13 protein-coding genes and 3 pseudogenes are annotated in these 18,652 nt (G+C 68.1%); 11 read left to right on the top strand and 5 right to left on the bottom strand.

All coding sequences use genetic code 11. The features are described from left to right. Nucleotides 1-38 precede the first annotated feature (38 nt). Nucleotides 39-203: pseudogene (locus tag ACFY0F_RS09590) on the top strand (multicopper oxidase domain-containing protein); the annotation flags it as partial. Between the two features lie 67 nt (nucleotides 204-270). On the opposite strand, the gene ACFY0F_RS09595 reads toward ACFY0F_RS09590, so the two are convergent. The 3 genes and pseudogenes from ACFY0F_RS09595 to ACFY0F_RS09605 form a co-directional block, all read right to left on the bottom strand. Continuing rightward, nucleotides 271-1,311: an NlpC/P60 family protein gene (locus ACFY0F_RS09595; RefSeq protein ID WP_388791214.1), complete on the bottom strand. Its 1,041-nt coding sequence runs from the start codon at nucleotides 1,309-1,311 to the stop codon at nucleotides 271-273. 171 nt (nucleotides 1,312-1,482) lie between these two features. Next, a complete protein-coding gene (locus ACFY0F_RS09600) occupies nucleotides 1,483-1,854 on the bottom strand; it encodes a BlaI/MecI/CopY family transcriptional regulator (protein ID WP_388791216.1) in 372 nt (123 codons plus the stop codon). 153 nt (nucleotides 1,855-2,007) lie between these two features. After that, nucleotides 2,008-2,783: pseudogene (locus ACFY0F_RS09605) on the bottom strand (helix-turn-helix domain-containing protein). Nucleotides 2,784-2,856: 73 nt separating this feature from the next. Here ACFY0F_RS09605 and ACFY0F_RS09610 point away from each other — a divergent pair. The 4 genes and pseudogenes from ACFY0F_RS09610 (at nucleotide 2,857) to ACFY0F_RS09625 (ending at nucleotide 5,742) form a co-directional block, all read left to right on the top strand. Then, a pseudogene (locus tag ACFY0F_RS09610) lies at nucleotides 2,857-3,676 on the top strand (phytanoyl-CoA dioxygenase family protein). After that, on the top strand, nucleotides 3,673-3,948 hold the full coding sequence (locus ACFY0F_RS09615) for a hypothetical protein (RefSeq protein ID WP_388791218.1): 276 nt from the start codon (nucleotides 3,673-3,675) through the stop codon (nucleotides 3,946-3,948). The pseudogene ACFY0F_RS09610 and the gene ACFY0F_RS09615 overlap by 4 nt, the downstream one beginning before the upstream one ends. Before the next feature lie 71 nt (nucleotides 3,949-4,019). Continuing rightward, nucleotides 4,020-4,907 carry a fructosamine kinase family protein gene (locus ACFY0F_RS09620; RefSeq protein ID WP_388791220.1) on the top strand — a complete coding sequence of 296 codons (888 nt, stop codon included), beginning with the start codon at nucleotides 4,020-4,022 and terminating at the stop codon, nucleotides 4,905-4,907. A gap of 289 nt (nucleotides 4,908-5,196) precedes the next feature. Further along, nucleotides 5,197-5,742 (top strand): hypothetical protein, encoded by a 546-nt coding sequence (locus ACFY0F_RS09625; RefSeq protein ID WP_388791222.1) that lies wholly within the window; start codon nucleotides 5,197-5,199, stop codon nucleotides 5,740-5,742. Between the two features lie 13 nt (nucleotides 5,743-5,755). On the opposite strand, the gene ACFY0F_RS09630 is transcribed toward ACFY0F_RS09625, so the two are convergent. Further along, the gene (locus tag ACFY0F_RS09630) at nucleotides 5,756-6,535 is read right to left on the bottom strand and encodes a cellulase-like family protein (protein WP_388791224.1); all 780 of its coding nucleotides are present in this window, start codon (nucleotides 6,533-6,535) and stop codon (nucleotides 5,756-5,758) included. Between the two features lie 80 nt (nucleotides 6,536-6,615). On the opposite strand from ACFY0F_RS09630, the gene ACFY0F_RS09635 reads away from it, so the two are divergent. The 3 genes from ACFY0F_RS09635 (at nucleotide 6,616) to ACFY0F_RS09645 (ending at nucleotide 11,556) form a co-directional block, all read left to right on the top strand. Next, entirely contained in the window at nucleotides 6,616-7,473 is an 858-nt protein-coding gene (locus ACFY0F_RS09635; RefSeq protein ID WP_388791226.1) for a calcium-binding protein, read from the top strand. Nucleotides 7,474-7,538: 65 nt separating this feature from the next. Continuing rightward, entirely contained in the window at nucleotides 7,539-7,724 is a 186-nt protein-coding gene (locus ACFY0F_RS09640) for a DUF6207 family protein (protein ID WP_388791353.1), read from the top strand. Between the two features lie 1,663 nt (nucleotides 7,725-9,387). Beyond that, entirely contained in the window at nucleotides 9,388-11,556 is a 2,169-nt protein-coding gene (locus ACFY0F_RS09645) for a SpoIIE family protein phosphatase (RefSeq protein ID WP_388791355.1), read from the top strand. Between the two features lie 284 nt (nucleotides 11,557-11,840). Here ACFY0F_RS09645 and ACFY0F_RS09650 read toward each other — a convergent pair whose 3' ends face one another. Further along, nucleotides 11,841-13,520 (bottom strand): cellulose binding domain-containing protein, encoded by a 1,680-nt coding sequence (locus ACFY0F_RS09650; protein WP_388791228.1) that lies wholly within the window; start codon nucleotides 13,518-13,520, stop codon nucleotides 11,841-11,843. 971 nt (nucleotides 13,521-14,491) lie between these two features. On the opposite strand from ACFY0F_RS09650, the gene dpgD reads away from it, so the two are divergent. From dpgD to ACFY0F_RS09665, 3 genes are all read left to right on the top strand, one after another. Further along, on the top strand, nucleotides 14,492-15,211 hold the full coding sequence (dpgD, locus tag ACFY0F_RS09655; RefSeq protein ID WP_388791230.1) for an enoyl-CoA-hydratase DpgD: 720 nt from the start codon (nucleotides 14,492-14,494) through the stop codon (nucleotides 15,209-15,211). Between the two features lie 328 nt (nucleotides 15,212-15,539). Continuing rightward, entirely contained in the window at nucleotides 15,540-16,517 is a 978-nt protein-coding gene (locus ACFY0F_RS09660) for a transcriptional regulator (protein WP_388791232.1), read from the top strand. 457 nt (nucleotides 16,518-16,974) lie between these two features. Next, nucleotides 16,975-18,468 (top strand): tryptophan 7-halogenase, encoded by a 1,494-nt coding sequence (locus ACFY0F_RS09665; RefSeq protein WP_388791234.1) that lies wholly within the window; start codon nucleotides 16,975-16,977, stop codon nucleotides 18,466-18,468. The last annotated feature ends 184 nt before the right edge of the window (nucleotides 18,469-18,652 follow it).

Genomic DNA, 18,652 nt, shown 5'->3' on the forward strand with positions numbered 1-18,652 from the left:
GCGGGCAGCGCCACCGACGAGTCGGCATTACCCCAAGCCGGATCGGTGCGGACGGTCCCCGCAAGGACACCACCATCGTGCTGCCGAAGAAGACGGTGTCGGTCTTCTTCGACGCGGACAACCCGGGCCAGTGGATGCTGCACTGCCACAACGCCTACCACGGCGAGGCGGGGATGATGGCGCTCGTCGCCTACCAGACCTGACGGACCTGTCGACGTACTCCGGTGCCCGCACGGCTCGCGCCGTGCGGGCGGCGGAGCGGAAGGGGCGTCAGACCCGGACCCCGAACATGAAGGGTCCGCCGATCGTGTCCATCGACTCGTACCGGACGACGGTGCCGGTGCGGGGAGCGTGCAGTATCTGGCCGTTGCCCGCGTAAAGGCCCACGTGGTGCAGGTCGTTGAAGAAGAAGACCAGGTCGCCGACCTGGAGGTCGCTCGCCGAGCTGATCCTCGTACCTGTGGTGGCCTGTGCCTCCGAGGTGCGTGGTATGGAGACGCCGGCCTGGGCGTAGGCCCAGGAGGTCAGCCCTGAGCAGTCGAAGGAGGACGGGCCGGAGGCGCCGTAGACGTAGGGCGTGCCGAGCTTGGACTTGGCGGCGGCGAAGGCCGCCGCGGCGCGGCCCGAGGCGGGCGGGGTGTCACCGAGGTTCACGCGCTCGGTGGCGGAGCGGCTGGCGCTCTGCTGCTCGGCGTCCAGCGCCGCCTTCTCCTTGGCGGTCAGGGTGTTGAGCAGCTTCTGCGCGGCGGCGAGCTTGCCCTGCACTTCCTTCTTCTTCTTGCCCAGTTCGGTGCGCGTGGCCGCGAGATCCTTGAGTTTCCTGGTGGCCTCGGCACGCTGCTGGGCCAGCTCGCGCTGCTTCCCCTGGATCTTCTCCAGCGTCTGGATCTGCTTGCTGCTCAACTGGTCCAGGCTGGACGCCTTGTCGAGGTAGTCGTCAGGGTCCGAGGAGAGGAAGAGCTGGACGGACGGGTCGATGCCGCCGCTGCGGTACTGAGCGCTGGCCATGGTGCCGATGCCGTCGCGCAGCTTGTTCAGGTCGCCCTGGCCGCGGGCGACCTCGTCCTGCAGGGTGGATATCTGCCGCTGCAGTTTTTCCTGTTTCTCCTTGGCCCCGTTGTACTGTTCGGTGGCCTTCTCGGCCGCCTCGTACAGTGCGTCGACCTTGGACTTGACCTCGTCCTTGCTCGGCTTGGCGCTGGGGGCCGCGTTGGCTGCCTGGGCACTGAGAGCGACGGCAGCGGCGGCCGCGGTGGTGAGTACGGTCACACGAGCGCGACTGGGTTGCCTGGGTCGACGATGCGTTGCCATCCTCTGACGACTCCTCCGAGTTGCGCGGGTGCCCAGGTACCGATCAGAAGCATGTGCGGCGGTTCGGGCGCGATCATCTTGGCTCGTTTGATCAAGCCTTCACCAAGGGAACTTAATAGCTTCGTAGTTGAACGTGCAACCCACGCTCTGATGTCGAGCAGAGTGCTAGGGTCAGCCGTCCGTGCGCCTTCCGGCCTCGCGCAGCGCCTTGCGCAGCGCGGCGAGTTCCGCCGGTGACATCCGTCCGACGAAGTGGGCGAGCGCAACAGGGCGGTCCTCGCTGGCTTCCAGGGCGTCCTCCATGAGAGCGGCGGAGTACTGCTCCCTGGTGCGCACGGGCTCGTACAGCCATGCGCGGCCTTCCTTCTGCTCACGCAGCAGCCAGCCCTTGCCGTGGAGGATGTTCGCCACCGTCATCACCGTGGTGTACGCGACGGGCCGCGTCCGGTTGATGTCGTCGACGATCTCGCGAACGGTCGCCGGGCGCCGCCACTTCCACAGGCGGTCCATGATCTCCGCCTCCAGCTCGCCGAGCCGTCGCATGGCCAGGGTTCTCCTTCTCCGCCGTGGACCCGGGGCAATCGTAGAGCGCGGCGGTGCCGATGTGAGGTACGGGCATGGACCAGGGACTCTTCGGGATCGGGTTCCGGTTGCCGCTCGGCCGGCCTGCCGTTTCGCGAGACGGGCGGCGGGCGTTCACGCAGGCGGAGGGCTTCCCTTGTCGGACCCCGTGTGGCCGGCTGCGCGTACGGCGCGGGGACTCGCGCCCAGCTCCCGGCGGCAGGCCTTGTTGAAGGCCTGGAGGTCGGTGATGCCCACGGCCGCGGCGATGGCGGCGATGGACAGGGTGGAGGACAGCAGGAGGTGGCGGGCCCGTTCGAGACGCCGGCGCCGGATGTAGGACACGACCGTGAGACCGGTCTCGGCGCGGAACAGGCGGGTCAGATACGTATGGGAGACACCGACCGCGCGAGCGACGTCCGGCACGCTCAGCGGGCCGGCCAGACGCTCCTCCACACAGGCCTGCGCCGCGGCCACGAAGGGGTGGCGGCGACCGGCTCGACCACCTCCGGGCAGTTCGGTGATGCGCCACAAGGCGGCCCAGACCTCGGCGGAGGCCCGTGCGGGGGAAGCGGTCATGGCGGTCACCGCGTGCCGGAGCAGATCGGCCAGGCCCGCGCTCCGAGAGGCGGCGTCCTGCATCACCGGGACGAGGTGCGCGGCGCCGCCGTCGCACGGTCGGAAGTGGGCGTAGAAATGCTCGGACCTGCCGCGGTAGCGGAAGTGAACCTCCGTGTCCGGGGGGACCAGCCCGACATGACCGGGCCGTATGGGGTGGACCGACTGCCCGAGGGAGAGGGTGCCCTCGTAGTTGTAGAGATGCAGCTTCCACAGGTCGAGACACCGTGCACCCCGACGCCGGCGTTCACCACCGTGGGCGCCTCGTCGAGCCGTAGCGAAACGTGCTCCATGACAGCGGGCAACTACCAGCAGCGGACGATTTCAGCCCACGACCGCGCGGGACGTGCCCTCTAGGTTCGTCGTATGCCAACCAGCACCCAACTCCTGACGTCGGTCATGGTGGCGCGCTTCGTGGCGCAGGGATTTCTGCGCCTGGACGGGGTGGTGCCGCCGGAGATCAACGAACGGGCCATCGCCACCTTGGCCACCGGAATACCAAAGGTGCCCTACGGCACTCCGTTGGCCCGCGTGTTCGCACCGGACACCTTCATCCACGAACTGCTCTCCCCGCCGGCCGTCGTCGGCGCTGTCCAGAGCCTGGTCGGGCCGGACCCGATCGTCGACCACCACGCGGTGTACGTGCGCGAGCCGCACGAGGGAAGAGCCCAGGCACTCCACGGGGACGCGATCATCGACGTACGGCCGGAGGCGTTCGACATCCAGCTCATGTACTACCCCCACGAGGTGACCCCCGAGATGGGGGGGCACGCTCAGCGTGCCCGGAAGCCATCTGCGCCGGATCAACGAGACGGACATCGGCCGCGTGCAGCATCTGAGAGGGCAGACACGACTGACCTGCCCGGCAGGCACGGTCATGGTGGTGCACCACGGCATCTGGCACAGCGGTCACCGCAACAACACCGGGCAGCGCCGCTACAGGTACAAGATCCGCCTCAACCCGACCGTGCCGCAGGTCCGGCTCTGGGACACAGCCGACCTGCACGACCCGGCCGTGACCGCGGAACTCGGCACGAACTTCCCCTGGTACGAGCAGGCCACCGGCCGACTGGAGATCTACAACCGGGTCCTCCTGTGGCGCGCCCTCACCGGCGACACCTCGTTCGATGTCGAGTACTGGGTCACCCGGGTCAGCAACCGGCCGTCCCTGAGGAGCCACGCATGAGACAGCAGATCCTCGTCCTCTACCTCGGCACATCTGCGCTCGACTCCGACGTCGTGGGCTGGTCCCGCTACGACGGGACCGGCCGGACCCACCCGACGACCGGCGACAGCGACGAACCACCGTACGCCACAGGGCTGGCCGCGCTGGAGGACGGCTGGCGCCTCTTCCAGACCTCCCAGTTGCTGCCTCCCCGGCCCGGTCATGAGTACGACACCTCCTTCCTCAAGCACGAGTTCTTCTTCGAGAAACTGGTGGAAAGCTCCCACAAGTAGGGAGACCGGTGGTGCGGTGCCCGTGCGTCCGCACACAAGCCCGATGGGATAGTCGCGTGTTACATGGGGAAGTGCTTGTCGAGCGGCTCCGTGAAGCAGGTTTCGCCGCTGAAGAGGTGGAAGAGGCCACCGGCGGAGTGGTCGCCATCGCGGGCCTGGCCACCCTTGAGGACGGCACCCAGGTTTTCGCGAAGACCCTGCTCGGCCCGGACCGGGACGTATTCACCGTCGAATCCACCGGCTTGGCCGAGCTCCGCCGTCATGGAGGGGTGAACACGCCGGACATCCTGTGGGTCTCTCCGCGGCTGCTCGTACTCGAAAGAATGCAGCCGCGCCGGGACACCGAACACTTCTGGGAACGGCTCGCGCACATGGTTGCCGCCCTGCACACGTCGACCCCCTCCGACCGATTCGGCTGGCACCGCGACGGCTGGCTGGGCCGCATGTGTCAGGACAACACCTGGGAGACGGACGGGCACGTGTTTTTCGCAGAACGGCGCATCCTGCGCTGGCTGCCGGAACCGCTCGTCGAGGCGGCGTTCGACCGCGAGGAGCGCCGAGCTCTGGAACGGCTCTGCGCAGCCCTGCCCGAACTCATTCCACCACAACCCCCATGCCTGACCCACGGCGACCTCTGGCGGGAGAACATCGTTGCCACCGCTGACGGCGCCCCGGTCCTCATCGACCCCGCCGTGTCCTACACCTGGCCCGAGACCGACCTCAGCATGCTGTGGTGCTCGCCGCGCCCGTCCGCCGCGGAGCGGTTCTTCGCCACGTACCGGGAGGTCGCCGGGCTCCAGGACGGCTGGAAGGAGCGGATGCCGCTCCTCCATCTGCGTGAGCTCCTCAGCACCATCGCCCATGGTGCTGACACCTGGGGTGCCGCGGAGGCGGTCCGGAAGATCAGCAAGCCGTTTCGGCCGGCTGGCGGACCGACGCCCGGCGTCGGTCTGTCGTAGCGGCGGGCCACGGTTGCAGCGGGCCGATGCACCACTCGACCGTGGCCGTTCCTGGCGCCGCGCGGGTCCTGTACCGATCCCTGTGCGATGACAGTTCTCAAGACGCTTGCCTGAGGCCGATCCCCGGGCGGGGCTCGTCACATGATCCTGAAGGGTCGTTTCTGCAGGTAAGGCAGATGTCCTTCACCTGTATGGCCGACGCCGAGCGGATGTGCGCCGCGATTGAATCACTCCTGGCGGCGGGCCAGGAGCCCGTGCGCTTCCACCGCACAGGAAAGGGACGATCCGCATGGCCCCCTCGCTTCGCCGACGAGTCTTCGCCTTCTGCGTCGCGGCAGCCGCCCTGATCGGCGTCACGACCCCCGCCCCGGCCCAGGCGGCCGCTGCACCCGTCGCACCAGTCGACCCGGTGGTGATCACCAGTGTGGCGTACACCAACTATCTGATCCCGGATGATGGGACGGGCGGCAAGGACACCTATCTGCAGGTGTACTACCGCGCCGACCACCCCTTCCCGCGCACCTTCCGCTTCACCCCCCTGCGTAGCGCGCAGGGCGAAGCCGTCTACAAGTGGACGATCACCACTACCGGCAACTGCGCGGAAGTGCGCGGTGACGCAGGCACGTGGGTCTACCTCGCCCCCTGCCAGTCGACCAGGAAGGCCCAGTGGTGGAGGCTGCGAGCGACCGCTGATGGGCGCGCCTGGGCCCTGGTGCCGTACCTCAACGAGGACCTCGCCGTCACCGCCACTTTCGGCGACGACAACGTGGCGCCCCTCCGCGAGATGCCGGGCGGCCACGCCACCGCCTCCCAACTGTGGTACCTCTCCCACTGACCCCATGGCGTCTTCAGGTTGTGGTGACGCGGGCGTTGACCCGTCGCATCCAGTCCTGGTCGGTGTGCCACATGGGGTGGTGCGGGGCCGCGTTGGATGTCAGGACGACGCCCTGGAAGCCCGCGGCGAGGCAGCGGTCGACGACGAACTCCGCGATGTCCTTGCCGACGGCGTCCTCCTCGAAGCGTGTGAGCAGCGGGGTGTAGCCGACGACGCCTTCACCGAGGACGGCGGGAACGCCCCGGCGGCGGGCGAAGCCGGCGACGGAGTCGATCCATGAGGCCAGCGTCTCCCGCATGGCCTGCCGGTGTGCCGGATAGTTCTCGTAGAGCCACAGATCCCAGCGGTCGGGGTCGACCCAGTCGTGCGCGTAGAACAGTTCGCGCGGAATCCCCGTGGCGGCCAGCCGCCAGGGCTCGTCCGGCTGGTAGTCGGCGAAGACGGACGCGTCGGGGCGCAGCATCGCGGCCAGTTCGGGGGTGGGCCAGGTGGCGGTCTCGGGCGCCGCTTCGGTGCTGTGGCCGAGACCCACCGCCTCGTAGAGCGCGCCGAGCACGCCGTAGACGTACGAGTGGAGGTGGGCGATCTGTGCCTGCTCGGGCAGGTCGTCGAGTTCGTCGGGCCAGGGCTCGCCCAGCGAGTAGGTCACGGGGACGGTGGGATGGCGCGCCTGCAACAGCTTCACCGCGCGTTCAAGGGGCCCGCGCAGTCGGGCATAGTGGCCGGAGGTGCCGTCGGCCGGTACCAGGGAGCAGTTGTCGACCTCGTTGTGCACTTCGGCGTAGGCGAACACACCGGTCCGCTGCGCTCGCCATCAACTGCTGTCGGGGCCGGTGTGGTTGGCAGCAATGCCTGTCATCCCTGGGAGGGATCATGAGCCGATTCGCCGCACCACCTAGCGACAGACGAAGCGACGGGCAGGACATCGTCCCGCCCGTCGCCGCCGCACGCGCCATACGGCGCAAGTCCGTTGGCCGCGCCACAAGCCGGGGTGTCGTGGTGGGGGCCCTCGCCGTGTTCCTGGCCGGAGGCGGCGTCTCGGCCCATGCCGCGCCCAGCGACCCGGTGGTCAGCGGTGCCACCGTCAACTCCGGACATGACGTCATCGTAGGTACAACGCGCAATGTTCGGTTCCCGGTCACGGTCACCGGATCGGATGACTCCGGTCTGTCCTTCGCCGACGTGGATCTGAAAGGGCCGCACGGCGGCTTCTACACCACCGATGCGTCCTGCGAGACCGCGACGGCATGCACGACGGTGTTCATCGTCAACGCCCACCCAGCTCCGGGCAGCGACGACCCGGTGGACCTGGCCAACACCCACGCGGGAAAATGGTCAGTCGACGCATTGGTCGACGCCGACGACGGCGATTCCGTATTCGCCCCCGGCGTGGGGTCGTTCCGCCTCAAGCGGGCCGCGCGGCTCACAGTCGACGCCTCACCGGAACCGGTGGCCAAGGGCGCTCGTATCACTGTCACCGGCAAGCTCGTGCGGGCAAACTGGGACACCTCCCGGTATGCGGGATACACGGGCCAAGCCGTAAAACTGCAGTTCCGCCCGAAGGACAGCAGCACCTACACCACGGTGGCCACGGTGAACACCAGCGGCACCGGCACCCTTCTCGCCACGGTCAAGGCAGTCAAGGACGGCTACTGGCGGTGGAGCTTCAGCGGCACCAACACCACCGGCCCGGCCAAGGCCACCGGCGATTATGTCGATGTGCGTCCCTGATCCGGCAAGCACCACCATGAGCGACCGATGCGGCCCGGCCTTGGAGGGATCCGGCACGGCACGTCCTGACGCCACCTGAGCTTTCCAGTCCAGGGGCGCTCGCCGAAGGCTGGACGACGGCGACGGCCACAGGTGACCGGACGACCCGGACGTCCGGCGAGCCGGGCGTCCGGCTGCGCTGCTCCCTGGACCTGGGCCAGGAACTCGGTGCCGTAGCAGGCCGACCACCGAGCCCGTATGGGCGCCCATGATGCGCTATGATCCGCCGGCCCCCTCGGAGCCCGAGGAGCCGAACCGGATCCGGACCGCGATGGCGCAGACGTGCGTGAGATCGTCGTTTGTGACCCGGGAGAATGGGCGATGGTGCAGGCGCAGGCCAGGCTCGCGAGGTTGGAGTTTCACGGCGCTCAGTGGAGGTCTACGCCGAGAACGCCTCCGGAGAGCAGGTCGTCCTCACCGACCAGATCTCCCCCGATCCCTCCGGCACGGCGTCGATGTCTTCGCCGACAACGGCACCGCCGCGCTGAGCCGGTTGAAAGCGTGGCAGCTGGCCTCCATCTGGAAGTGACCGCGCGTCCAGGGTGTGTTGCCCGGTACTACGGTGCCGTCGGGGAAGCCCACCTGCGTCGCGGTCAGCTCCGGGCCGGCTGCATCGACCGCGACGCCGGGCCGTCCGTCCCCGCCCGGCCGGTGGTGTCGGGTAACCATAGCTCGCTCGATGCACTGGCCGCAGCGCATCCCGGCGTGTCCAAGGTCTGAGCCGACTGAGTCGACCACGGCTACCCGGCGCGCTTCGTCAAAAACGGCCACGTCGTCTTCGGGCATTTTCCCCGCTCCGGTTCCCGCGCCGACTTCCAGGACTGCCGGTGAGCAGACCGCTCTGCCCTATCAGTCGACGGCCGGCGACGCACTGACCCTACTTTTCGTAGGTCGCCAGAGTCGCATAGCGACGGATCCGAGCCGGCCATCGCTTTCTATCAGGAACATGAACGACTGGACCATCTCGCACGGCCTTGTACGGGTGCAGCGCCATTCCGAAGGCTGGATGTTTCCTCATCCAAGCGGCCCGCGATCTGCGGACCACGCGCGCGGGCGCTGTGCCACAGTGCCCAGTGGCAGGGCTCTGACCCCGTCGGGGTGCGAGCAGGACCGCTCCACGCAATCCAGGCGCTGGCCTCGGACGTCGAGCATTTGCGTGTTGAGAGGCCGAAGCCCACGAGAACACTCACCACAAACGTAGACATACTACCTGATGACGCCATTAGTCTGTTTACGTTCGTGACGTAGGCAGGTCACGGTAATCCGTAGACAGCCGCCGCAGGTCCGGAGGGCACCTTGGGCCCGCGGCAAGCAGGAGGCGAGATGCCCTCTAGGAATGGCAAGCCCGGGAGCTGCGCCGTGTCCGTGGAGCCTCCTTTGCAGCCTTGTGTGCGGGGGGCACCGGACGGAGAGTTGCCGAGGTCGCACGCGCTGGCGCTGGTCCTGCGGCGGGCGATGGCGTGTGCTGACGGTCTCGGTGCGCTGGCGCACTGGCGTAGTGCCGACCGGTTGCTGCTGGTGGCCGCCAGCGGGCTTGAGATTCCGAGGGTCGAGGCGTGGGCCGATCTCGGACTGGATGAGCGGGCGGCGCCCGCCCGAGCGGTGCGCAACGATGCGTATGTCTGGGCGGCCGGGGACGGCACGGTCCCCGAGGCTCTTGGCACGGCTTCGGTGCCGCTGCCTGGTGCAGACGGGCCGATCGGGGCACTGTCCGTCCTTACGGCGGGGCCCCGGGAACCGGACCCGGCGCAGTGCTCTCTCCTCAGAGAACTTGCGGCATGGGCCGCGGCGCGCCTGGAGACCTCCTCCGATACGCCGCCGCCCAGCACGGACACATCGGCCACGGGGGCCACGGCCGACGCGTCCGGCCGCCCAGTGGGAGCGGCGGCTGTCCGCGATGGCTCGTCCGACACCGCATCCGGATCCCTCGGCCTGCGCGAAGAGTACGGTGGAGCGGATCACCCAGCCGACTCGATGCCAGGTGCCCACCGGGCGCCTGCTGCGCTCGATTCCGCCCTCGCCACGCTTCATGGCATACAGGAGGGTTTGATGACGGTCGGCGAGGACTGGCGGATCACCTTCGCCAATGAAGAGGCCCAAGGCCTGCTCGGCGACGGATGCGCGCCACTGGTGGGCAGTGTCCTGTGGGAAGGGCCGGCGGGTCGCCTGCCCGGTCTGGAAGGCCAGTGCCGGCGGGTGGCCGCCGAGGGCCAGCCGGTCGGTTTCCTCTCCCACTCGCCGGTCGATCAGAGGCTCCACGAGGTACGGCTGGTGCCCGCGTCGCGGGGCGGCGGTCTGGCGGTCCACTTCTTCGACGTCGCCGACTCCCCGATGGACACATTCGGGAGCACGGCCGCCGACACCGGTAAGACAGGCGCGGTCGAACGACCCGTCCGGATGAGCGAGGTCACCGCCGCACTGGCCAAGGCCGTCACCGCTGCGGACGTGGTGCGGGTTGTCGAAGAGCGTGTCCTGCCCGCGCTGGGGGCCGACGGCCTGCTGGTACAGGCGCTCGACCATGACCAACTGCGGCTGATCGGCTGCGTCGGTTATCCGCAGAGCTTCATAGAAGTGGTCGGCACACGGCTCTCCCCTCTGGCCGCCAGCCCTGCGGTTGCCGACGTGCTCCGTACGGGCGCACCCCGCTTCATCGAATCCCAGGCCGAGTACCTCCGGCTCTACCCAAATGCGAAGTTCCTCGCCGACGCGTCGCCGAAGAACGCATGGGTCTTCGCGCCCCTGATTGCCTCTGGGCGTCCCATCGGCAGCTGTGTCATATCGTTCACCCGGCCGCGTTCCTTCAACGACGAGGAGCGGAACCTGATCCTGGCTCTGAGCGGGTTGCTCGCCCAGTCCCTGGAGCGGGCCCGCCTGTACGACATGGAGCACGCGCGTGCGCAGGAGCTTCAACGCGGCTTGCTGCCCAGGGCGTTGCCCCGGCTGCCCGCTGTCCGTGCCGCAGCCCGGTATCTGCCGGCCAGCAAGAGCGAGAAGGTGGGCGGCGACTGGTACGACGTGATTCCGCTGTCCGCCGAGCGCGTCGCCATGGTGATCGGTGACGTCATGGGCCATGGCATCACCGAAGCCGCCACCATGGGACGTCTGCGCACCGCCGTGCGCACCCTGGCTGACCTGGAATTGGCTCCGGATGAGCTGCTCTACCATCTCAACGAGCTGACGAGCGACCTCGGTGAGGACTGCTACGTCACATGTCTGTACGCCGTCTTCGACCCGGCCGCCCGTACCTGCTCACTCTCCCTGGCCGGCCATCCGTCGCCGGTCATCGTGCACCCCGACGGCACGGTGCGTTGCCCAGAGCTGGCGGCTGACCCGCCGCTGGGCGCGGCCGTGCCCCCGTTCACCATCCATGAGCTGCACCTGCCCGAGGAAAGCATTCTGGTCTTCTACACCGACGGCCTCGTCGAATCCGCCACGCGCGACATCGAACAGGGCCTGGTCCAACTCCAGCAGACCCTGGCTCACGCAGTGGCTCGTGCGACGTACTTCCCGACCGGACGAGCCGGAGATGGCCACGACGCTGCGGAACGGCGTCTTGGCAGCCTGTGCGACCTCGTCGTCTCGGCCATGCTGCCCGACACTGAGCAGACCAGCGACGACACCGCGCTTCTGATCGCCCACACACGGTCGACCGCTCCTGAGGACATCGCCTCCTGGAGCCTGCCGGAACATCCGTGTGCGGCCGGTCAAGCGCGCGAGTATGTGCGCAAACAGCTCGCCGTTTGGGATTTGAACGACTGCGTGATGGCCACTGAGTTGATAGTCAGCGAGCTGGTCGGCAACGTCATCCGGCACGGCAGGGGTCCCATCCGCCTGCGCCTGCTGCGTAGCGCTTCACTGGTCTGCGAGGTCTACGACGGCAGCCTCACCACGCCCCGCATCCGCCGCGCCACCCACACCGACGAAGGCGGCCGCGGCTTGCAGTTGGTGGCCGCCCTCTCCCGGCGCTGGGGCGCCCGTTACCTCCATGACGGCAAGTGCATCTGGACCGAGCAGGATCTTCCCGTCCATGTCTCCGCAACCTAGGAGGTAGGCCGGACCCGGCGGCGTGCCGGATGATCACCTGCTACCGATCAGCGTCGATGACGCACGCGGTCGGCTCGGCTTTTCGATCCGGCGCGATCTGATGGCGGAGGGCGACCAGGTCTCGGCGAGCGCCCGGGGCACCGACTCCCTCAAGAACTGATGAACGCGGCCACGGCGCTGATGACCAACGCCGGCACGAGAACCCGCCGTGCGGGTGCCCGGGCGGGTCAAGGGGCCGGCGCGCCGGTCCCGTGCGCCCGCCCCTTTCCTGGGGATCGCGCCGGTCAGCTGAGTGTGCAGACCGGGTTGCCGGGCAGACCGGAGGAGTCCCCGGTGGCGTTGTAGCCGAACGTCGTGCCGCCGGATGGCGGGATGGCGCGGTTGTAGTCGACGTTCGAGGCCGTGACCGAGGAACCCGACTGTGTCAGCTTGGTGCTCCAGGCGGTCGTCACCTTCTGGTCGCGGGGCCAGGTCCATCCGACCTGCCATCGGCTACTGGTGGAGGTACCGGTGTTGGTGACCGTCGCCTCGGCGGTGAAACCACCGGGCCAGGAGTTGACCAGCTTGGTGGTGACTGTGCAGCCGGAGCCTCCACCGCCGCCCGTCGAGCTCCGAGTGGTCGCCGATACGTCGTCCGAGGCGGCCGATGTGCCGCCCGAGCTGTCGTGGGCCTTGACCGTGTAGGTGTAGGAGGTCGAGGCGGACAGGCCGTTGTCGGTGAAGGACGTGACGGTGGTGTCACCCACCTGCTGCCCGTCGCGGTAGACGACGTAACCGACGGCACCGGGCGAGGCGCTCCAGGACAGCGAGACGCTGCTGCCGGTGGTCCCGGTCACCGTGAGATTCGCCGGCGGGTCCAGCGACCCGCTGCCGCCGCTTTCACCGGTGGTGTAGCTGACGCCGGTGTACGTCTGCTTACATCCGGAGGAGCAGGAACTCGGCAGGGCGAAGGTGTACGTCCGTCCGCCCTGGACGAGCTTGCCGTCCACGTCACGGACCCGGATGGTGTAATTCGATCCCCCTGAGGAGTTCGGGCCGATCCTGTACTGCTGTCCCAGGTCGCTGATCATGTCGGCCGCCACCCATGCTCTGCCGTCGTAGTACTCCACGCCGTGGATGCCGTTGGGCAGGTGCGTGACGTCGATGGTGGGCCACCATGTCGACGCGTTCTGGACGAAGCCGATCGAGATGTCGCCGGAATAGCCGGGCGCCGAGATGAACGACCAGGAGATGTGCCGGTTGTTCCAGCGGTTGGGGTACATGTCCGCCACCGGCCGGCCACTGAGTTCGAATGCGTTCAGCGAGTGCGTGGCCAGGTCCAGGTGGTACGGGTCGTCCCGGCACCATGCGTTGGTGTCGCCGCAGCTGTCGGCGACCAGCATGTCCAGGGTCGCCCCGTTGTACTTGTCGGACGTCCAGTTTCCGTTCCGGCAGAACGCCTGGCCCGCCGCGCCGTCGTTGGTGCCGGTGCAGTAGTCGCCGATCGTCACCCGCACCCAGCGGCCGCAGTTGTGGCCGTTGTCGAACAGTCCCATGCGGTCGGCGCCGCTGGACGGGACGGGACGCGGGGTGGGCTGCCCGGTGTAGTCGCCCGGTGTGTCCCACACGTTGAGCGCCACGAAGTTCTGTGACTCCAGATTCGCCTGCGGTACCCCGCACCCGCCGTACGGCGATCCGAGGCTGTCGAAATGCGTGGCGTTGCCGGTGTGGTCCGACAAGTCGGTGGAGGCGGCGCGGTCGGCCGATGCGGCGGACGCCGGCGCGGCGACGGACGGGGACGACAGGCCGCAGAGGAACGACGAGGCGAGCAGCAGTACGCCGAACACCGCCTTGATGAGTAATCGTCGGCCGGTTCGTCGTGCGAGAGGGGCGGTGATCACGGTGACCTCCTGGATGCCGGAGCCGATGACCGGCACGTCGACTGGCCCGACCTCGCGGCCCCCGCTTACACCCGTCGGGCTCATGCCAATAATGCGACCGGAACCGCACCTGGTCACGCCTCGCGCACGAATGTCGGCGCAGGGCGGCGTGAACGCCGCGGAGATGGGTCGACGTCGTGCTGCCGGGCAAGATCGAGCCGGAAGGGTCCAGGTGCGGCGGGGTGCCGCCGAACCGCAGTGCCGGCGCAGGTCGCGACGGACGGATCGATGTGGCCAAGGATCGTCGCGCGGTGGCAGGGGTGCCGCTCTGGGAGCGGGCCCGGCCCAGCCGGCCGCTCGCCCTGGGTGTCTCCGCCTGCCGCAGCACCGCACGCCATGCGCCCGCCGGCTCACTCCGCAGCGCTGACGCGCCTGCTCGGTGAGCTGAGGCGGGGCCCATTCGATGGTTCACCACCGCACACCGGTTGCGAACGGACGTTCCTCCGGACCGCGGACGGCCACACGGCCCGCAGCGCTGGTTGCCGCGCCCCGAGCGGGGGCCGGCCCCGCTCGGCCGTCAAGGTGGATGCCGCCGTCGACGGCGCCGTCACGCATGTACGGCTGCGCACCAGCCAGGGAGCCGGACGCGGCCGCCGGTCACTCGCGGTCGACGGCGCGGTAGGCGTCGTCGGTCGGTCGCGACGCGGGAGGGTCGGGCGCTGTACACGTTGCTCGGCCGGGCTCCGCGCCCCTTGCCGGCGGCATTCGCGCGTCTGCCTTCACAAAGTGCGCCTGGAATATCCTCCCCGGCCAAGCTTGTTGAGCCCGGTAATATTGAAGTCTCTATTAATCTGGACCGCTGTGGATCCTCTCGGCGTTGTGTAAGTTTTTTGCTTACTGCAACCATGTGGTCGGCATCCCGGAACGCAGACTTGTCGGCCGCTTCTCATTCACTTTCCCGCTATCGCCGACTGTGAGGGCTTCACCGCGCAATGTCGCAGAAATTCAGAGTGATGTACGAGAAGGACGGTCAGGTTGCCCGAATCACCCTGAACCGGCCGGAGGTCCTCAATGCGATGGATCTCCGTATGCATGAGGAACTCGCCGAGGTCTGGGACGACTTCGAGGCGGACGACGAGCTGTGGGTGGCGGTGCTGGCCGGGGCCGGCACCAGGGCCTTCTCGGTGGGACAGGACCTCAAGGAACTGGCGGCTCGGGTGCAGCAGGGGAGCGCGGGTGCGGCGACCTTCGGCAGCCGTGGTAAGCCCGGCTGGCCCCGGCTGACGGAGCGATTCGACCTGTCCAAGCCGGTGGTCGCCAAGGTGCGGGGCTACGCCATGGGGGGTGGCTTCGAACTAGCCCTGGCCTGCGACCTGTTGATCGCCTCCGACGACGCCGTCTTCGCTCTGCCCGAGGCCAGGCTCGGTTTGATGGCGGGGGCTGGGGGAGTGTTCCGACTCACCCGGCAGCTGCCCTGGAAGACGGCGCTCGGTCATCTGATGACCGGGCGCCCGATGACCGCCCGTCGGGCTCATGAACTGGGTCTGGTCAACGAGGCGGTGCCGGCCGCGGAGCTGGACGCCTGTGTGGAGGGCTGGGTGGCCGACATCCTGCGGTGTGCCCCGCTCTCGGTACGCGCGATCAAGGAGGCCGCGACCGCCTCCGCCACGCTGCCGCTCCCTGCCGCCTTCGCGACCCGCTACTTCTGGGAAGAGCAGCGGATGCACAGCAAGGATGCGGCAGAGGGTCCGCTGGCATTCGTCGAGAAGCGGGAACCGAGATGGCAAGCAGGTTGAATGTTGGACGGCCCTGGATCGTGGCGCGTTACTGTCGGTGCCGGAGTGCACTGGTGAACACGAGAGGCCTGCAACGCTTCTTGTGCAGCGATTCAGTCATGCGGTCTACACATATCGCATGGGGCATGGCACGGTGATGCATTGACGGGATCATGACTCGCAGCTTTCCTCTTGATCACGGGAATCCACGGCTGCGAGACCGCGGAAAACGGGGGCGGGTCGGATTGTGTGCTTTATTGGGGGAAGAGTAATGGGCCAGTATGTCCCGTATCAGGTGGTCGACCTGCAAAAGCGCGCGCCGGTCGGCAACGCACCAGAGCAGACCCGAATGGCTGAACTCCCGCCGAGGGGCGAGTCCTGCCGGCTGCCGGTCGGCGCGCTGTTGCCCGCTGACTCGCCCCGCACCAACGGCGTCGACCAGGCCCATGTACGACTGCTCGCGGAGGCGGAAACCGCCCTGCCGCCCGTGCTCGTGCACCGAGCCACCTTGCGCGTGATCGACGGGATGCACCGTCTGAACGCCGCCATCGCACGCGGGGAGGAGACGATCGAGGTCACGTTCTTCGACGGCGACGAGAGCGAGCTGTTCCTCCAGTCGGTTCGTCTGAACGTGACCCACGGTCTGCCGCTGAGCCTGCAGGAACGCAAGCACGCCGCCGTCCGGCTGATCAGTAGTCATGCCCGGCTGTCGGACCGTGCCATCGCTGCCGTGACCGGCTTGTCACCCAAGACCGTAGGTGCCGTCCGCCGTCGTTCGAGTGAGGAAATTCCTCAGCCGAACACCCGCATCGGTGCCGACGGCCGCGCCCGCCCGGTGGACGCGGCCCATCGGCGCCAAGTGGTGGCCGAGGCGGTCGCCCAACGACCGGACGCCACGCTGCGTGAGATCGCGGCCATGGCCGGCGTGTCCGTCAGCACCGCCTACCAGGCGCGGCGCAGACATGAGGAACTGGCCGCTCCGCAGAAGCCGACGAGCGACGGCGGGGAGCCTGACGTCGAGTCTCGGGACCAGGCCCGGTCGGCCGTCGCATTATCGGCGAAGACGACCGCTGTGGTCTCGCGTCAGGCCAAGGTGGCCGTCAAGTCGCTGGCGGCCGATCCCTCTCTCCGGTTCACCGAATCCGGCCGAGCGCTGCTGCGACTGCTGCTCGCTCGAGTGGTGGAGGCGGAGGAGCTGGAGGCCTTCTTGGACGCCATCCCACCGCACTGCGTCAGCACGATGGCCGACCTGGCCCAGGACATGGCGTCCACCTGGGGGCAGTTCAGCCACCAGCTGCGCAAACGCGTCAAGCAGGGCAACCAGTAGGCCGCAGCCGCAGGCGCCGACCGAGCAGTGTCCCGGTCGAACCCCTGTGGCTTCGTGGTGTCTCCTCCCGGCATACCCGACGCCTGAACTGCCGGATCCCCGCTGTCGACGGACCGTTTCCCCGCAACGCATGTCCTGAGCACGGCCTTTGGGTGTTTGCGAGTCGCCCTTGTGGCTCGCGCTGACGCAGTCGATCCTGGTCCAGGCAATGGTCAAAGGTCCTTGACCGACAAATGGACAAGAAACATTGACTGTTGATCGGTCGCGCCACACGATGGAACAGGGCAGTCGGCAGGCGGGGTGACTCCGGAGCAGGCGTCACCACGCCCGGTGCTCCGGGGAGCGGCCACATCCGGTCTCCGACCAGGAATCCAGCATCCTTCCCACCGCTCCCCGGCCCGTGACCCCGGCAACCGGGGGCATCGAATGCATCCCCAGACGACGAGAGTAGGACGACGTGAGCACGTCCGTTGAAGAGACCTTCGACGTTGTGGTCGTCGGCGGAGGCCCTGGCGGGTCCTCGGCCGCCGGACTGATCGCCAAGCAGGGGCACCGGGTGCTGCTGCTGGAGAAGGAGAAGTTCCCCCGCTACCAGATCGGGGAGTCGCTGCTGCCGGCCACCGTCCACGGCGTCTGCGGCCTCCTCGGTGTGTCCGACGAGATCGACGCCCAAGGCTTCACTCCCAAGGCCGGCGGCACCTTCCGCTGGGGCAGCAGCCCGGAGCCCTGGTCCTTCGTCTTCGCACTCTCGCCCAAGCTGGCCGGTCCGACCTCCAAGGCCTACCAGGTCGAACGGATGAAGTTCGACGACATCCTGCTGAAGCACGCGGCCAAGCTCGGCGTGGACGTCCGCGAGGAGTGTGCCGTCACCAAGGTGCTTGAGAACGGTGACCGGGTCTCGGGCGTGGAATACACCGACGAGAACGGCACCAAGCGCGTCGCGCACGCCCGTTACGTCATCGACGCCTCCGGCAATCGCAGCCGGATCAACAGCTACGTCGGCGGCGAGCGCGTCTACTCCGACTTCTTTCGCAACATCGCCCTTTTCGGCTACTTCGAGGGCGGTGAGCGTCTTCCCGAACCGTACAGCGGCAACATCTTCTGCGAGGCGTTCAGCGACGGCTGGTTCTGGTACATCCCGCTCGCCGACAACCTGACCAGCGTCGGCGCGGTCGTGAGCCGCGACAGGGCCTCCGAGGTCCAGGGCGACCAGGTCCAGGCACTGGAGAGTCTGATCGCCAAGGCCCCTCGCATCTCCAAGATGCTGGACGGCGTCAAGAGGGTCACCGAGGGCACGTACGGCGAGGTCCGGGTCCGCAAGGACTACTCGTATCTGAACACCCGGTTCTGGAAGCCCGGCATGGTTCTGATCGGGGACGCCGCCTGCTTCATCGACCCGGTGTTCTCCTCCGGCGTGCACCTGGCCACCTACAGCGCACTGCTCGCCGCCCGCTCGATCAACAGCGTGCTCGCGGGTGAATTCGACGAGGACACCTGCTTCGAGGAGTTCGAGAAGCGCTACCGCCGCGAGTACCACGTCTTCTACGAGTTCCTGGTGTCGTTCTACGAGACCCACACCGACATCGACTCGTACTACTGGTCCGCGAAGAAGGTCAACCGGACCTCGGACTCCGAACTCGAGTGTTTCCTCGACCTGGTCGGCGGTGCCGCCTCCGGCGAGACCAGCTTCGTCAACGCCGATGCGACGAGGGAGAGGCTGCAGAAGGCCGCCGAAGCGCTGGACAACGGTGCCAACATCGTCAGCGCGAACGGCGGCGACGACGCCCTCCCGCTGTACAAGTCCGAGGTCATCGGCAACCTCATGGACCAGAGCGTCGAGGTGCAGGCCCATGCGGCCTTCGGCAGCGAGTACGAGAGCGAGGCCCCGCTCTTCGAGGGTGGCCTGATCGGTTCTCCCGACGGCCTGCGCTGGGCCCGATCCGTCGACTGACCGCTTTCCCCTTCCGCCAACGCAACCCTCTGCGCCGGCACAGCTCGGCCCACACGTCTGAGAGAGAAGCCGTGGAGAATCCTGTCGTTCCGTTGTCGTTCGCGCAGCGTCGGTTGTGGTTCCTGTCGCGTGTGGAGGGTGCGTCGGGGACGTACAACGTGCCGTTGGTGGTGCGGTTCTCCGG

The sequence above is a fragment of the Streptomyces sp. NPDC001544 genome (assembly GCF_042894285.1).
GTDB lineage: Bacteria > Actinomycetota > Actinomycetes > Streptomycetales > Streptomycetaceae > Streptomyces.

Excerpts from the sequence above, each read along its gene's own strand:
- ACFY0F_RS09615 (WP_388791218.1), top strand. The coding sequence starts at position 3,673 with ATGAGACAGCAGATCCTCGTCCTCTACCTCGGCACATCTGCGCTCGAC.
- ACFY0F_RS09600 (WP_388791216.1), bottom strand. The coding sequence starts at position 1,854 with ATGCGACGGCTCGGCGAGCTGGAGGCGGAGATCATGGACCGCCTGTGG.
- ACFY0F_RS09635 (WP_388791226.1), top strand. The coding sequence starts at position 6,616 with ATGAGCCGATTCGCCGCACCACCTAGCGACAGACGAAGCGACGGGCAG.
- ACFY0F_RS09660 (WP_388791232.1), top strand. The coding sequence starts at position 15,540 with ATGGCTGAACTCCCGCCGAGGGGCGAGTCCTGCCGGCTGCCGGTCGGC.
- ACFY0F_RS09595 (WP_388791214.1), bottom strand. The coding sequence starts at position 1,311 with ATGGCAACGCATCGTCGACCCAGGCAACCCAGTCGCGCTCGTGTGACC.
- dpgD (WP_388791230.1), top strand. The coding sequence starts at position 14,492 with ATGGATCTCCGTATGCATGAGGAACTCGCCGAGGTCTGGGACGACTTC.
- ACFY0F_RS09625 (WP_388791222.1), top strand. The coding sequence starts at position 5,197 with ATGGCCCCCTCGCTTCGCCGACGAGTCTTCGCCTTCTGCGTCGCGGCA.
- ACFY0F_RS09650 (WP_388791228.1), bottom strand. The coding sequence starts at position 13,520 with ATGAGCCCGACGGGTGTAAGCGGGGGCCGCGAGGTCGGGCCAGTCGAC.